This window comes from Jannaschia donghaensis (assembly GCF_001403795.1).
GTDB classification, from domain to species: domain Bacteria; phylum Pseudomonadota; class Alphaproteobacteria; order Rhodobacterales; family Rhodobacteraceae; genus Jannaschia; species Jannaschia donghaensis.
In genome coordinates this window covers 585,013-600,013 of record NZ_CXSU01000005.1, presented here as the reverse complement: position 1 = coordinate 600,013, position 15,001 = coordinate 585,013, and the positions used below count along the sequence as shown (strand labels likewise).

The following is a 15,001-nucleotide window of genomic DNA, read 5'->3' as shown; positions in this document are numbered from 1 at the left end:
GGCCACTCGGCGAGGGGCTGCCGAGTTGCGGACCGCGCTTTTCATGCCGCGCCCCGTGACTTACAGTCGGTGTAAATGAGCTCGCTTCGAGTGAGTTCTCACGCTGGCAGGCCTAAGCATGACACCACAGATCGCACTCGACCTCTCGCTCGACGGCATTGCCGTGCTGTCCCGTGCGGGGGACGGGATCTGGTGGCGCGAAGGCATCGTGCGTCTGGACGCCGCCGACATGGCCGACGGGTTGACCCGTCTGCGGGCAAGATGCGCCGCGCGCGTTGGTGAGGATTTCACCACGATCCTGATCATCCCGGACAGCCAGCTTCTGTTCACCTCACTCGAACGCGACGACCGCGACCCCAAGGTGACGATCCGGACGCTTCTGCGCGGGCGTACGCCCTATGACATCGAGGATCTGGCTTTCGATTACGTCCAGAAGGGCGACCGGTTGCAGGTCGCCGTCGTCGCCCTCGAAACGCTGATGGAGGCGGAGGAATTCGCCGCTGGCTTTGGCTTTCAACCGATCGCGGTGATGGGCAATCCGACGGATGCGACCTATCCCGGCCTGCCGCAGTTTGGACCCACCGGTATCGCCGCCGACCTTCTGAAGGGGGAGCGTCTGGTTCTGGATGTGGACGATGGCTTCGACGTCATTCCCGCCCCGAATGCGCCCGCCATGTCCGACGATGGCGTCGATGAGCCTGACACCAACGCGGCGGAACCCGCCGACGCTTCGCCCTCCGATGCCTCGGACGTCGCGGTTCCGGTCGCACTGCCTGATGATACAGCCCCAACCGATGCGGAGCCTGCGCAAGACCCTGACGCGCCGACATTCGAGGAGACGCTGGCGCAGCTTGATCCGCCCACACCGCCCGCCTCGGTCATGCCGGCCGCCCTGATCGAGCCGACGGAGCCTTCGGAGCCCGATCCAATCGACGACGATATCCCGGCGCCTTTGCCGCCCGAAACTCCGCCGCTTTCGCTTCTTGACTCTGGCAGGCCCGAGCCGACACTGCCCGCGTTCAGCACGCGCCGACACGCCGATCCACCGGCGAAAGCAGCACCCGGCGCTGTCCGGTCCGGCCGGATCACGCCGCGTCTGTCCGGCCCGGTGCCGCCGACGGTGCTCAAGAACCCGTCGACGGAGCCACCGATCCAGGCCCCGCCAGCGAAAGACTCGCCCATTGCAGTCTTACCCGCGATCAAGGTCGAGGCATCGACCGCGCCGCAGGACCCTCCGGAGACAGCCCCCACCCCCAAAGTCGCCGCGCGCGTCAAGACGCCCAGGCCGGTCGTGCCGAACTTCGGGTTCCGCCGGACGGCGGCCGACGCAAAAGATGCCGGCCCGGTCCCGATTGCCGCGGAAGATCAGGATCTGGAGGCCGCCGCCCTGGCCCTGCCGGGATTGATGCGAGAGAAGGCCGCGCGCCCACGCAAGGGCGGCGGTGCCAAACTTGGTCTGTATTTGACGCTGTCCCTACTCGCGCTCATGGCAATCGTCGCCATCTGGTCAGTGCTGCAGGGCAACGGCGCTGCGACGGTCGTGGCGACCGACCCCGCAACGACGGCCCCCCTCGTCCCCTTGCCGGCACCGAACGGCACCGCCGAAACCGATGCGACCCGCATCGATGATGATGTCGCAAGCCTGCTGCCGACGACGCAGCCGGATACTTCCACCGAAGGTCCGGGCCTTGCCGATACCGATGCCATCGTCGCGCCGCCGATCCCAATTGGGGAAGCGGGCGTGGCCGCCCTTCGTAGTGAAGACGCAGAAGGCACCGGCGAAACCGGGACGGTATCGACCGATGACACAGCCGCGCCCGAAACCTTCGAAACAGCCGGCACATTCGACGAAGGCCCGGCTCTGCCGGATGTCGCGGTCCCCCAGGGCGGCGACGTCGTCATCGCGTCGGTCGACGAGGCCTTGGCGGAGACCGAGACCAGCCCCCTGCCGCCGGCGGTGACACCCGATCCGGCCCCGGTTCAGGAAGGCCCGGCGTCGCCCACCCCGAATGTCACCCAAGATGCGACCCCCGAGACCGCGCCCGACGCGCCGGTCGCTGTCGCCCCTGACGTCGACGGTACCACAACGCCCCGGTCCGACGCCGTGGCGGAAACCGAAGTCGAAAGCGGTCCCCCCCCCGTCGCGGCACCGGACGAGTCGCTGGTGACGGCCAGCGCGGATGGAACGCTCGCGCCCGGTGGCTATACCGTGTTTTCGGGGCGCCCCGGCGTCGTGCCCGTGCAGCGTGCCAGCACGACCCTCGCGCCCCTTGCGGCGCCCGAGGCGGCGATCCCCGAGGTCGAGCCGGAGGAGACGCCGGAACGCGCCGCGTTGCGCCGGACCCAACCCGTGCAACGGCCCGAAACGGCAACACCCGACGCAGGTTCCATCCCGGCACCTGCGGACGACACGCCGCAGATTGCCAGCGGCTTCACCCGAGAGGAACTGACGCGGACCCGGCCGGCACAACGTCCCGAGACCGTGAATGACGCCGCAGCCGAGCAGATCGCCGAAGCCGCCCGGGTCGCGGCGGCAGCTGCATCGGACGAACGCTCCGCCGCCGTTGAGGCGGCAGCCGCGGCGGCCGTCGCATCGCTGGCCAGTCAAGCCACGGCCGGAACGGGCACCTTGGCCCCCGCCAGCGGTCCGACGTCGGCCCTGGCACTTGCCGCGTCGGAGCGTCCGCAGACCCGGCCCCGGTCCGTCGAACGGGACGCCGCGCGCATCGTCACCCAACGCCGCGAACAGGCGACCCCCGCCGCCGCCAGCACGCAACCCGCACCCACACCCGCCGCCGCACAAAGCAGTCAGACGATCCGGTCCGCCGGCGGCAGCGTTGCGCGCGCGGCCACACAACAAAATGCGATCCGCCTGCGCGACATCAACGTCATCGGCATCTACGGTCGGCCCAACGCGCGCCGCGCCCTGGTGCGTCTGGCCAACGGGCGTTACGTCAAGGTGGAGGTTGGCGACCGGTTGGACCGGGGCCGCGTCACGGCCATCGGCGATACGCAGGTTGTGTATCAGCGGGGCGGACGGAACGTGGCCCTCACCCTGCCGAACAGCTGAAGCTCAGCCACCAACGTCCAATGCGGCACGCGTCTCGGGTGTCCAACCCAGGTGAAGCCCAGCTGGCGTCTGGATCACCGGTCGCTTGATCAGCGCGGGATGTGCCGTCATCAAGACGACCGGATCCTGCCGCCGCGTGTCTTCATCCAGACCGCGCCATGTGGTTGATCGCGTATTGAGCAGGCTGCTGCCGAAATGAGCAGACCAAGCCGCCACCTCGTCGGCGGTGACCGGGTCGGACCGAAGGTCGCGCAAGCGCACGTCTGCGCCCGAGGCGGCAAGCGCCTTGAGTGCTTTTCGACAGGTATCACAGGCCTTTAGGCCGTGCAGAACGATCATCTGATCCTCCGGTTTCGTGGTTTCACATTTTGGACAGCGGTCTTGACGGACCCTACGGCATATCGTTTCCATCGGTACGTCCGCGATGAAATCGGGCCGTTATATGCCCGGTTTCGTCGCGGACCACGCCGCCGCGTGTTGCGGGCGGGACGATACCGAGGAGACACGGTCATGGCCACTGGCACCGTGAAATGGTTCAACACGACCAAGGGGTTCGGCTTCATCGCGCCCGACGACGGGGGTAAGGATATTTTCGTCCATATCTCGGCCGTCGAACGCGCGGGGCTGACCGGATTGCGGGACAATCAGAAGATCCAGTTCGAGATGCGCGAAGGTCGGGACGGCCGGTCATCAGCATCGGAGCTTGTCGCGCTCGACTGACGATCTGCGACAAATTCCAGGTATGATCCATGGGTGATCCACGTCGGATATGCGTCCGACGTGGATGTTTCAACGCGCCGTCAGCTCTCTATTCGGCCCAGTCCCAGGGACGGGTGTAATTGCCCATGACCGCCACCACCTCCCGCTCCTCGACGTCGCCGGTCTTCTCCAGCTTCGCGACGAGGCCGCGCTTCTTGTCCTCGACCACCGAGGTCACGCGCGCATTCACCCCCGCATCCGTCAGGGCGGCGTCGTAGATACGCGTGATCGCGCTTTTGCGCAGGTCCGGCTTGAAGATCTTGCCGACGCCGGTTTTGGGCAATTCGGGCAGGATTTCGATGTATTTGGGCTGTGCCGCGCGTTCGTGGACGTGGGTCTTGCAGTAGTCGACCAATTCTTCGGGCGTGACGTTGGCCCCGGCGACCAGCTCGACATAGGCGCAGGGCAATTCGCCCGCGAAAGCGTCCGGTTGACCGATGGCACCGGCCATGCCGACCGCCGGATGCCCGGCAAGCGCCTCCTCGATTTCCGCGGGGTCGATGTTGTGACCGCCGCGGATGATCAGGTCCTTCGCGCGGCCCGTGATCCAGAGGTATCCATCTTCGTCCATGCGACCCAGGTCGCCCGTGCGCAGGTGCGTGCCGTAATGGAACAGGTCGGCGTTCTTGGCCACTTCGGTATAGGTGCGGCCGGCCAGCACGCCGGGGGAGGAGATGCAGATCTCCCCCACCTCGTCCAAGGCGCATTCAACCGGCCCATCGCCCTTGTCCATCAGGATCTTGACGTCCGTGTGCATGAACGGGACGCCGACCGATCCGATCTTCTTCTCGCCGTCGATCGGATTGCAACTGACCAGACAGGTCGCCTCGGTCAGACCGTACCCTTCGACGACCTTGACCTGCGTCGTCTCCTCGAACCGCTTGAACAACTCCACCGGCAGGGGGGAGGAGCCGCAGAACGCCGTCTTGATCGTGCTGATGTCGCCGTCGACCGGGCGTTGCATCATCGCGGACATGGCCGTCGGCACGGTGATGAGGAACGTGACCTTCCACCGCTCGATCAGCTTCCACATGTTGTCGAACACGCCTTCCCCCCGGTAGCCCTGCGGCGTGGGGAAAACGACATGCGCGCCGGACGCCACCATCGCCATCAGGATGACGTGACAGGCGAAGACATGGAACAGCGGAAGCGGGCACATCACGACGTCATGTTCGGAAAACAGCAGGCGATGGCCGACCCAGCCGTTATAGATCATGCCCGAATAGGTGTGCTGCGCGACCTTGGGCATGCCCGTGGTGCCGCCGGTGTGGAAATAGGCGGCGACGCGGTCGCCGGAACTGTCCGCGAAGGTCAGCTTGTCGGACGGATGTTTCTTCATCTCGGCGGTGAAGTTCAGGACGCGGGCCTTGTGCTTCACCTCGGCCTTGGGCCGGATCAGCGGGACGATCAGCTTTTTCAAGCCAGTCAGGTAACGGTGCAGGTCGACTTCCAGAACCGTCTCGACGTTTGGGGCCAGGTTGACCGCCTCGGCCACCTTTTGCGCCACGTCGGTCTTGGGGAACGCGCGCAGGGTCACGACGACCCTGGCCCCCGTTTCCCGCAGGATCGCGCCGATCTGTTCGGGTTCCAGCAGGGGGTTGATGGGGTTCGCGATGCCCGCGACGGTGGCCCCCATCAGGACGGTCGCCGTTTCGGTCGCATTGGGCAGGATATAGGCGACGCTGTCGGTTTCGGACACGCCGAGCGAGCGGAACAGGTTTGCCGCCTGGGTGATCTGACCGTGAAACTGCTTCCACGTCAGCGTCTCGGCCGGATCTTTCGGCCCCGAGAACAGCTGATAGCTGATCGCCGGGCGGTCCGGGAACCGATTGGCGGTCTGGCTGAGCAGCTCATGCAGGGTTTGCGCGGGTTGCGCCGTCTCCCATGGCTCGGCGGCCTCGATGTCCAGGATGTCCTGCTTGTTGGCGAATGATGCCATGGTCGTCCTCCCCTATCGCCCGCAGCTCCCGTCCGCGGTTCGTTGTCGCATAAGATGAAGGTTGTGGGGATAGGGTGCAAGCCGAACGCTACGGCGACATAGGGTTTCAGGCCTCTTCAGGTAGGATTGTGAGACGTTCATTATCCGTGTCACCCGCGAATGCGCGGTAGTGGAAGCGCACGATCGAGCCAGGAGGAAACATCCACGTCTCGACTTCGGTATTGTAGGGTTGATCGGCAACGCGCAGACGGCCGTCCCCGACCTTCTCGACATCGACCGGTCGCCAGACATCAACGCCTTCGTCCAGAAGAGGCATCATCGCGACGTCCGTCTGGTTTCCCGTCACTCCGCCGCCATCCCATCCGTAAACTGCAACCGCGCCAGCCGCGCATAGAGACCGTTCTGGGCCACCAGCTCATCATGGGTGCCCTGGGCGGCGATGCGGCCCCCTTCCATCACGACGATGCGGTCGGCCTGTTTCACTGTGGCCAGACGGTGCGCGACGATGATGGTCGTCCGGTCGCGGGCCAGGTCGGCAACGGCGTCCTGGACCGCGCGCTCGGATTCCGCATCCAGGGCCGATGTCGCCTCGTCCAGCAACAGGATCGGCGCGTCCCGCAGGATGGCACGGGCGATGGCGATCCGCTGCTTCTGCCCGCCCGAAAGCATGACGCCGCGTTCGCCGACATACGTGTCGTAGCCCTGCGGCAGATCGATCAGAAAGCCGTGGGCCGCGGCGGCGCGGGCCGCGGCTTCCACCTGTTCATCCGTCGCGTCGGGGTCGCCGAATCGGATGTTGTCACGCGCGCTGGCCGCGAAGATCACCGGATCCTGCGGGACAAGCGCCATATCGACCCGGAACGCGGCGCGGTCCATGTCGCGCAGGTCGGTCCCGCCCAGCGTAACGCGACCTTCATCGGGGTCGTAGAACCGTTGCAGAAGCTGGATCACCGTAGATTTTCCGGCACCCGACGGCCCGACCAGCGCGACCGTCTCTCCGGGCGCGACGGTCAGGGTCACGCCGTCCAGCGCCTTGACCTCCGGCCGGGTAGGATAGCGGAAGGTGACGTTTTCGAACCGGACCGTCTCCCCCGCGGGTCTGGGCTGTGCCTGCGCGGGGTCGGTCACGTCGTCCTCCACCTCCAACAGCTCGACGAGACGTTCGGTCGCCCCCGCCGCCCGCTGAAGCTCGCCCCAGATTTCGGACAGGGCGGCAACCGATCCCGCCACCATGATCGCATAGATCAGGAACTGGATCAGCTCTCCGACGGTCATCACCTCGGCGCGCACGTCGCGCGCCCCGATCCAGAGCACGCCGACGATTCCCGCGAAGGTCAGCGAGATCACGATCATCGTCATGACGGCGCGCACCGCGATGCGCGTCTTGGCGGAGCGGAAGGACTTCTCCGTCACCTCGTCGAAGCGGCCCGCGGCCTCCCCCTCGAAGGTATAGGCCTGAACGGTCTGCGCGCTCAGCAGCCATTCGGATGCGCGGCCCGAGGATTCCGCGATCCAATCCTGGTTTTCCCGGCTCAGCGTGCGCAGCCTGCGGCCCAGTACGATGATCGGAACGATGACGGCCGGCACGATCAGCAGGACCATCCCGGCCAGTTTCGGCGCCGTCCAGAGCATCAGCGCCAGACCGCCCGCGAAGATCAGCATGTTGCGCAGCGCGACCGAAACGGAGGAGCTGATGACCGACAGCAAAAGCGTCGTGTCTGTCGTGATCCGGCTAAGGACCTCGCCCGTCAGGATGCCATCATAGAAATTGGGCGACATGCGGATCATCCGGTCGAACACCGCCTTGCGGATATCGGCCACGACCCGTTCACCCAACCGCGTGACCAGATAATACCGAAGCCCCGTGCCCAGGGCCAAAAGGCCCGCGATCACCAGGGCGGCCCCGAAATATTGATCCAGCAGGGCGGCCTCTCCCGCCTCGAACCCGTCGACCACGCGGCGCACGGCCAGCGGCAGCACGAGCGATACGCAGGCCGTCAACACGAGCGCTGCGATGGAGGCAAAGACCATACCCAGATGGGGCCGGAAGAACGGCGTCAAGGCGCGCAGGCTGCCGATCTGCTTCGACCTTTCGCGGTCGGATTCCTTTGCGATCTCTGCCATCTGGTCCTCCGGGCGTCCACGGTCAGGTAACGGTGCCGCGCAGGCGGTGCAAGTTTCCCAAACGCTAGACCCCGGTTGCAGATTGACGCACAATCGCGGGCAGGCAAAGCTGACCCAAGGGGACGCGCCATGTACACCGTCATCGATCCTGTCGCGATTGTCTTCTATGCGGCTGTCTGCGCGGGGCTTGCCGCCGTATCGCCCGCCGCCAGCGACCGCGGGCGCAGACTGGCCATCGGCGCGGTGGTCGGCATCGTGGCCGCTTTGATCCTGCCGAACCTGCGTCAACTGGTCGGGCTCTGACGCCACGTCGAAGTGGGAAGGACCGGAGCGGGCGGCGGGAATCGAACCCGCGTCATCAGCTTGGAAGGCTGAGGTCTTACCATTACACAACGCCCGCGCGCCGGTGGACATTGAAATACCCCCGGACGGACCGGATGCGCAAGGGGTCTCGACTGCCGCGCGGCCCGTATTGAACCCGCCTGCCGCCGGCGTTAGACCGCGCCCAAGCGAAACACCTCCCGGAGGCAGGCCGATGTCCATCGACAAGGAAACCGCGCGACGCGTGGCGAAACTCGCCCGTATCGCCGTCCCGGAAGACCGGCTGGACCCCCTGGCCACCGAATTCAACGCGATCCTGGGGTTTATCGAGCAATTGCAGGAAGTCGACGTGACAGGTGTGGAGCCGATGGTATCAGTCACGCCCCAACGCTTGAAGCGGCGCGCCGATGTCGTGACCGATGGCGGCCAGCCGCAGGCCGTGCTCGCCAATGCCCCCGATGCCCGCGAAGGCTTCTTCGCCGTGCCGAAAGTCGTCGAATGACCCAGCTGACCGATCTGACCCTTGCGGGGGCCCGCGATGCCCTGCGCGCCGGCGAAACCACCGCCGCCGAGCTGACCGACGCGCATCTGACGGCGATCGAGGGGGCGGGCGCGCTCAACGCTTTCGTCCACCACACGCCCGACATCGCCTGCGATCAGGCCAAGGCGGCGGACGCGCGGATCAAGGCCGGCGACGCACCCGCGATGTGCGGCATCCCGATCGGGGTCAAGGACCTGTTCTGCACCAAGGGCGTGGCGTCGCAGGCCGGATCACGCATTCTGGAAGGGTTCAAGCCCGAGTACGAATCGACCATCACATCGCAATTGTTCGACGCGGGCGCGGTCATGCTGGGCAAGCTCAACATGGACGAATTCGCCATGGGGTCATCGAACGAGACGTCGACCTACGGCAACGCCGTGAACCCCTGGAAGGCGGGCAATTCGGATGCGGCGCTGACACCCGGCGGGTCGTCGGGCGGGTCCGCCGCCGCCGTCGCCGCGCGCTTGTGTCTGGCCGCACTGGGCACCGACACCGGCGGGTCGATCCGTCAGCCCGCCGCGTTCACCGGCATCACCGGCATCAAGCCGACCTATGGGCGGTGTTCGCGGTGGGGCGTCGTCGCCTTCGCCTCCAGCCTGGACCAGGCGGGGCCGATGACGCGCAACGTGCGCGACGCGGCCATCATGCTGACGGCCATGTCGGGCCACGACCCGAAGGACAGCACTTCCGCCGATCTCGCTGTTCCGGATTTCGAGGCGATGCTGACGGGCGACATCAAGGGTCAGACCATCGGCATTCCGAAGGAATACCGCATGGACGGAATGCCCGAGGAGATCGAGGCGCTGTGGCAGAACGGTATCGCCATGTTGCGCGACGCGGGGGCGGACATCCGCGATATCTCCCTGCCACATACGAAATACGCCCTGCCCGCATATTATGTGATCGCGCCCGCCGAAGCATCGTCGAACCTGGCGCGATATGACGGCGTGCGGTTCGGTCACCGCGCCGACATTGGCCAGGGCGACGGCATTACCGAAATGTACGAAAAGACCCGCGCCGAAGGCTTCGGCGACGAGGTGCAGCGCCGTGTGATGGTCGGCACCTACGTTCTGTCGGCGGGGTTCTATGACGCGTACTACAACCGCGCACGCAAGGTGCGCACCCTGATCAAGAAGGATTTCGAAAGCGTTTTCGCCGACGGAATCGACGCCATCCTGACACCGGCCACACCGTCGGCTGCGTTCGAATTGGGTGCGAATTTCAGCCCGATCGAGATGTACCTCAACGATGTATTCACCGTGACCGTGAACCTTGCCGGGTTGCCCGGTGTCGCGGTGCCCACGGGTCAGAACGCGCGTGGCCTGCCGCTTGGGCTGCAACTGATCGGGAAACCCTGGCAGGAGGGTGAATTGCTGAACGTCGCACAATGTCTTGAAGACCGTGCGGGCTTCGTGGCGCAGCCGTCCAAGTGGTGGTAGGGTCCACAAAAGACTGACGCCGAGGCAGACATGCGACCGATCAAGATATCCTTGGGCCTTGGGGCCGCGATCCTTCTGGCCGCCTGCGCGCCGCCGTTGCCCGACAGCGGGTCACGGGGGGCCGGTTTCGACACACCCGACCAAGTGATCGCCCGGCGGGAGGCGCAGCTGACGGGGCGCACCCCGCTGCAGCCTCCCGCAACCGTTCAGGCCCCACCGCCTGGCACCGTCGTGGCCGCCGCGCCTGGCCAGCAGACCTTGCCGTTTCCCGCGCCGTCGTCTGAGGCGGAGGATCTGGCCAATCAGACCCGCGCCGCGCTTGGCCGCCCCGCCGCGCCGCTTCCCTCGGGCGGGTCCGCGCCTCTGGCCAGTTCGGGTGCACCGGCCCCCCTGCCGACCGCGACGGCCACCGGCACGCCGCAGGACCTCAACCTCGACCGCGACAATCCGACGATCAGCAGCGAACAGGATTTCGCCGCCGTGTCGGCCCAGCGTGATATCGCGGCGGACGCAGAACGCCTGCGCGCCGCGCGCCAGCAGTATCAGCTGGTCACGCCCACCGAATTGCAGCGCCCGGACAGCACCGGGCCGAACATCTTCGCCTATGCGCTTGGCCCGGCGAAACCGGTCGGAACGCAAGGCGCGTTCAGACGAGGTTTAGGTGCGTCGGCCAGTCGCGCCGCGGCCAAATGCCAGAACTACCGCAGCGACGACATCGCGCAGGAGGATTTCCTGACCGCCGGTGGTCCAGACCGCGACCGTCTGGGCATCGACCCCGATGGCGACGGCAACGCCTGCGGTTGGGACCCTTCGGTCGTGCGGCGGCTGGTCCAGAACTAGACGCCCGTGCCGCTGTCCATCCGGGACTGCCCCAGCCCGAACCACGGTCCGCGCCGCAATGGCGTGACCGCGCCGGACCTGATCGTCATCCACTACACCGCGATGCAGGGCGGGCCGGGTCCCGCGATCAAGCGGTTGTGCGACCCGGCGACCGAGGTATCGTGCCATTACGTGATCGGGGAGTGTGGCGACGTTGCGCGCCTGGTCGCCGACGATCGTCGGGCATGGCATGCCGGGGCGGGTCGCTGGGGGGCGTCCGACGACATAAATTCACGCTCCCTCGGGATCGAGTTGTCGAACGACGGGCAGTCGCCCTTTCCGGCCCCCCAGATGGATGTGCTCGACGCGCTGTTGCACGATCTGATGGACCGCCACGGCATCGCGGCAAAGGGCGTCATCGGCCATTCCGATTGTGCCCCCGGCCGCAAGATCGACCCCGGCCGCCGGTTCGACTGGCACCGCTTCGCGCGGCGTGGCCTGACCGTCTGGCCCCGGATTGCCGACGCCAAGACCGATACCTTTCACGACGACCTGCGCGCCTTCGGCATGACATCGGACGTGGACGATGCGACCCGGCTTGCCGCGTTTCGCCTGCGCTTTCGACCCGGTGTCGACGGACCTCTGGATGGGATCGATGCAGCCATGGCCTCCGATCTCGCCATTCGTTTCCCAGCCTGACCGAAGCTCCCCATTGACGCGCGTCCCGGCCCCGCATAGCCCGCGAAACGTGCGGGGGGCCGGACGACCGCGGCTGCGAGGTCGAGGAAAGTCCGGACTCCACGAAGCGACGGTGCCGGGTAACGCCCGGGCGGGGCAACCCGACGGACAGCGCCACAGAAAACAAACCACCCCCGTTCGCGGGGGCCAGGGTGAAACGGTGCGGTAAGAGCGCACCGGGGGGGCGGCAACGTTCCCCGCATGGCAAGCCCCACCGGGAGCAATGCCGAATAGGGATCCCGCGTCCATGCCTTCGGGCCGGGCAAGGCGCTTCGCCCCAGGGGTCCGGGTTGGCAGCTTGAGGCCGCGAAGCGATTCGCGGTCCAGATGAATGGTCGTCGAACCGGAGAGATCCGGGGAACAAAATCCGGCTTACAGGCCCCCCGCACGCAAATCGCCCCTGGCTTGAAGCGCAATTCGCCTCAAAAGAGGGGATTCTGCGCGGCCGCCCTTGCCATGAGCCTGATTCGACTCAACTCTTTATTCGAGAGTGTCGGGGCAGATGTCGGAGATGGTGATGCCGTGGACCCGGATACCCCGAGCGATGCGCAAATTCTTCGCGCCGCCGCCGTCTGAAGGGACGGCCCCGAGTTGGAGTGCGATGCCGTGCCCAAAGGTCTGATCAAGGACGACGGTTGCATCGCCGCCACCGCGCCGCGATTTCTCGAAGATCTCGGGTTTTCCGTTAGGGACGATCTGCGGGGCCTTGCGCTCACCAGTTTCTGGCACCCCCCCGAACGGCCCGCGGTGCAGGACGCGCTTCGCCGTGCCCGCGCCGGAGAGGAAATGCGCCTGAAACTGGATCTCAGCTATATCCATGAGCGGGCCGGGTCGCGGACGGTCGCGTTGAGCCCCTCGGATATCGACGGAATGGTGCAGATCAGGCTCGCCCCCGGTCCCTGACCGCCGACCCTTCGGGTTGACACCCCCTCCGAGACGGCTAGAAGGCAGCTTCCGGACAATCGGAGGTGCCACCGGCCCCCTCCGCCCGCCCACAGGAGACACCCGATGGCGAAGCCCACCACGATCAAGATTCGGCTGAATTCCTCTGCCGGCACCGGCCACTTCTATGTGACCAAGAAGAACGCGCGCACGATGACCGAAAAGATGGTCGTCAAGAAATACGACCCCGTTGTGCGCAAGCACGTCGAGTACAAGGAAGGGAAGATCAAGTAGGGCCCTGCCCGAACCATCGACCGACCAGATGACGACAGGGCCGCGCGGGCAGACCGCAGCGGCCCTTTTCACGTCCGGACGCCTGATCGGGGGCCCATCAAGTCAGTCGATCGCTCTCCCTCGGGATGCAACCGCCAGAGCAGGCGAAAATCTGCCGGCGTCGTAGGTGCAAACATCCATCGGCGCATCGAGAAATCGAAGGCCGTATCGGCCTTTTGCGGCCCCTGCCCCGTCCCGGCATGACAAAGCGCCGGCCGATGCGGCTTGGACGACATTGCGGCTATGCGTCCCCAAAGCCTTATCTCTGTCAAATCTAAACCTAAATTTAATCTTCCTTTCGCAAAGATGGGCGTGCGTTCCCGCCGATCCGGTCGGGATGCCATCCAGAATGGAGGTTCAGATGACGATCTTGCTTAGAACGGCGACCCCGGCCGACCGACCGGCGGTCGATGAGTTGCTCATGGCGGTCTATCCGCACATGTTGCGCGGGGACTACGCCGAGGACGTCCTGCGAATCGCCCACCCACTGATCGCGAAGTCCAATCCCGACCTGCTGGCCAGCGGCACCTATCACGTGATCGAGGACGACGGCCGGCTGGTGTCCGTCGGCGGCTGGTCGCGGGGGTATCCCACCGCCAAGAACGCAAGCGACACCGGCCACGTGCGCCACGTCGCGACCCATCCCGATCATCTTCAAAGGGGCTATGCCGCCCAAATCATGCGCCACGTGATGGCCGAGGCAGAGGCGGCGGGGCTGGCGCGGCTTGAATGTCTGTCGACGGTGACGGCGCGCAGGTTCTATGCCGGCATGGGTTTTAAGGCGCGGCAGGAGGTCGACGCCGACATCGGCGGCGGCGTGACCTTCCCGGCCGTCAAGATGGAAGCGATGCTGCCCGCCTACGCCTGACGCGCCGCGTCAGGCCATCAATCCGGGGTCCGGTCCCATGTCGAGCCCCGGAAAGACGACCGAGGACAGGGCAGCATGCCCCGTCCCGAACAACCCGTGCAGCGCCCAGGCGGCATAGGCACGGACGTCGCGCGTCGGCATCAGATCGCGGCGGTCCAGAAGCTGTACCTCGGCCAGACCGGGCCAGTCGCCCCAGACCTTTCCCCCCCTGAGCGCTCCGCCGGCCAGGATCATCGTCCCGCCCGTTCCGTGATCGGTGCCCTGCGTGCCGTTCTGGAACGCCGTACGTCCGAACTCCGTCATCACCACAACCATCGTCTTGTCCCAAACGGGGCCAAGATCGTCGCGCAATCGAAGCAGCCCCGCCGACAGGGCGGTAAACCCGCGCTGCAATTGTCGCTCCTGCTGGCGGTGCGAATCCCAGCCGCCCAACGACAGGGCCGCGATCCGGGCATCCTGCATCAATTGACCGGCGGCGAAGGCGAACAACTCCTGGCCCCGCTTGCCGGCAACCTGCGCCACGCTGCCGGACAGCCCCAACGCCGTCTCCGCGCTTTCGCGAAACAGGGTATCGTCGTGATAGCTGTGCAGCAACAGGTCGGCCGTGGCCGGGGCCAGGTCCAGACGCGCGTCGGGGGCCCAGCTGGCATGATTGGCCGGTCCGCGCAGAATCAGCATCTCGTCGCGTCCCACAGCAAAGGCCGTCCGCCCGTGCGCGCCGGGGATCAGCGGCAGCAGGCGGTTCAACCAGCCGTCGCGCCCGCGCAGCGGTGGCACATCGCCGGCCGTCCCCGCCTCCAGAATGTCCTGTCCGTCGAAATGACTGCGCCCGCTGCGGTATGGCGTGCTGACGGCCTGCACGAAGCCCAGATCACCCGCGCGCCAAAGCGGCAGAAGCGGGCCGAGACCGGGATGCAACGCGTGAAAGCCTGTCAGATCCGTCGCACCACTTTGCGGCCCGAGCGCGAAGTCCGGTCGCAACGTCGCCAGATGCGGATCGCCGTAGGGACGCAACGCATCCATCCCGTCCATCGCCCCGCGCAGGACCACGACCACCAGTCGATTGTCGGACGGCAGTGCGGCAAAAGCCATCGGCGTCGTCAGCGGCCAGGCGGCGGCCGAGCACCCCAGCATCGTCAGAACGTCGCGTCTGTTCAATCCGGCCATG

15 protein-coding genes, 1 tRNA gene and 1 other RNA gene are annotated in these 15,001 nt (G+C 66.3%); 11 read left to right on the top strand and 6 right to left on the bottom strand.

Annotated features, from left to right (window positions below; genetic code table 11):
* Positions 1 to 118 precede the first annotated feature (118 nt).
* On the top strand, positions 119 to 3,070 hold the full coding sequence (locus tag JDO7802_RS03625) for a hypothetical protein (RefSeq protein ID WP_055082653.1): 2,952 nt from the start codon (positions 119 to 121) through the stop codon (positions 3,068 to 3,070).
* Between the two features lie 3 nt (positions 3,071 to 3,073).
* Here the strand turns inward: JDO7802_RS03625 and JDO7802_RS03620 are convergent, their stop codons facing one another.
* Positions 3,074 to 3,409, bottom strand: a complete 336-nt coding sequence (locus JDO7802_RS03620) for an arsenate reductase family protein (protein ID WP_306455344.1) — start codon at positions 3,407 to 3,409, stop codon at positions 3,074 to 3,076.
* Between the two features lie 171 nt (positions 3,410 to 3,580).
* Here JDO7802_RS03620 and JDO7802_RS03615 point away from each other — a divergent pair, with 171 nt between their 5' ends.
* Complete coding sequence (locus JDO7802_RS03615; protein ID WP_055082651.1) at positions 3,581 to 3,790, top strand: cold-shock protein; 210 nt, start codon at positions 3,581 to 3,583, stop codon at positions 3,788 to 3,790.
* Between the two features lie 88 nt (positions 3,791 to 3,878).
* On the opposite strand, the gene JDO7802_RS03610 is transcribed toward JDO7802_RS03615, so the two are convergent.
* The 3 genes from JDO7802_RS03610 to JDO7802_RS03600 form a co-directional block, all read right to left on the bottom strand.
* Entirely contained in the window at positions 3,879 to 5,768 is a 1,890-nt protein-coding gene (locus JDO7802_RS03610) for an acyl-CoA synthetase (protein WP_055082649.1), read from the bottom strand.
* Positions 5,769 to 5,874: 106 nt separating this feature from the next.
* Positions 5,875 to 6,087, bottom strand: coding sequence for a hypothetical protein (locus JDO7802_RS03605; RefSeq protein ID WP_055082647.1), 213 nt, complete (start codon positions 6,085 to 6,087; stop codon positions 5,875 to 5,877).
* A gap of 23 nt (positions 6,088 to 6,110) precedes the next feature.
* Positions 6,111 to 7,892, bottom strand: coding sequence for an ABC transporter transmembrane domain-containing protein (locus JDO7802_RS03600; RefSeq protein WP_055082646.1), 1,782 nt, complete (start codon positions 7,890 to 7,892; stop codon positions 6,111 to 6,113).
* Between the two features lie 129 nt (positions 7,893 to 8,021).
* On the opposite strand from JDO7802_RS03600, the gene JDO7802_RS18170 reads away from it, so the two are divergent.
* Positions 8,022 to 8,195: a hypothetical protein gene (locus JDO7802_RS18170; RefSeq protein ID WP_187298087.1), complete on the top strand. Its 174-nt coding sequence runs from the start codon at positions 8,022 to 8,024 to the stop codon at positions 8,193 to 8,195.
* Between the two features lie 26 nt (positions 8,196 to 8,221).
* On the opposite strand, the gene JDO7802_RS03595 is transcribed toward JDO7802_RS18170, so the two are convergent.
* Positions 8,222 to 8,292: transfer RNA gene (locus JDO7802_RS03595), tRNA-Gly, on the bottom strand.
* A gap of 135 nt (positions 8,293 to 8,427) precedes the next feature.
* On the opposite strand from JDO7802_RS03595, the gene gatC reads away from it, so the two are divergent.
* From gatC to JDO7802_RS03560, 8 genes are all read left to right on the top strand, one after another.
* Entirely contained in the window at positions 8,428 to 8,715 is a 288-nt protein-coding gene (gene gatC / locus JDO7802_RS03590) for an Asp-tRNA(Asn)/Glu-tRNA(Gln) amidotransferase subunit GatC (protein ID WP_055082644.1), read from the top strand.
* Positions 8,712 to 10,193: an Asp-tRNA(Asn)/Glu-tRNA(Gln) amidotransferase subunit GatA gene (gene gatA, locus JDO7802_RS03585; RefSeq protein WP_055082642.1), complete on the top strand. Its 1,482-nt coding sequence runs from the start codon at positions 8,712 to 8,714 to the stop codon at positions 10,191 to 10,193. The genes gatC and gatA overlap by 4 nt, the downstream gene beginning before the upstream one ends.
* A gap of 30 nt (positions 10,194 to 10,223) precedes the next feature.
* On the top strand, positions 10,224 to 11,033 hold the full coding sequence (locus tag JDO7802_RS03580; RefSeq protein WP_055082640.1) for a hypothetical protein: 810 nt from the start codon (positions 10,224 to 10,226) through the stop codon (positions 11,031 to 11,033).
* A 63-nt stretch (positions 11,034 to 11,096) separates the two neighbouring features.
* Positions 11,097 to 11,711: an N-acetylmuramoyl-L-alanine amidase gene (locus JDO7802_RS03575; RefSeq protein WP_245624097.1), complete on the top strand. Its 615-nt coding sequence runs from the start codon at positions 11,097 to 11,099 to the stop codon at positions 11,709 to 11,711.
* Positions 11,712 to 11,762: 51 nt separating this feature from the next.
* Positions 11,763 to 12,141: RNase P RNA component class A (rnpB, locus tag JDO7802_RS04330), an RNA gene on the top strand.
* Between the two features lie 215 nt (positions 12,142 to 12,356).
* Positions 12,357 to 12,653, top strand: a complete 297-nt coding sequence (locus tag JDO7802_RS03570) for a PAS domain-containing protein (protein ID WP_144430496.1) — start codon at positions 12,357 to 12,359, stop codon at positions 12,651 to 12,653.
* A 105-nt stretch (positions 12,654 to 12,758) separates the two neighbouring features.
* Entirely contained in the window at positions 12,759 to 12,926 is a 168-nt protein-coding gene (gene rpmG, locus JDO7802_RS03565; RefSeq protein ID WP_055082637.1) for a 50S ribosomal protein L33, read from the top strand.
* 400 nt (positions 12,927 to 13,326) lie between these two features.
* Complete coding sequence (locus tag JDO7802_RS03560) at positions 13,327 to 13,833, top strand: GNAT family N-acetyltransferase (protein ID WP_055082635.1); 507 nt, start codon at positions 13,327 to 13,329, stop codon at positions 13,831 to 13,833.
* Positions 13,834 to 13,842: 9 nt separating this feature from the next.
* On the opposite strand, the gene JDO7802_RS03555 is transcribed toward JDO7802_RS03560, so the two are convergent.
* Positions 13,843 to 15,000 carry a DUF1501 domain-containing protein gene (locus tag JDO7802_RS03555; protein ID WP_055082633.1) on the bottom strand — a complete coding sequence of 386 codons (1,158 nt, stop codon included), beginning with the start codon at positions 14,998 to 15,000 and terminating at the stop codon, positions 13,843 to 13,845.
* Position 15,001 lies beyond the last annotated feature (1 nt).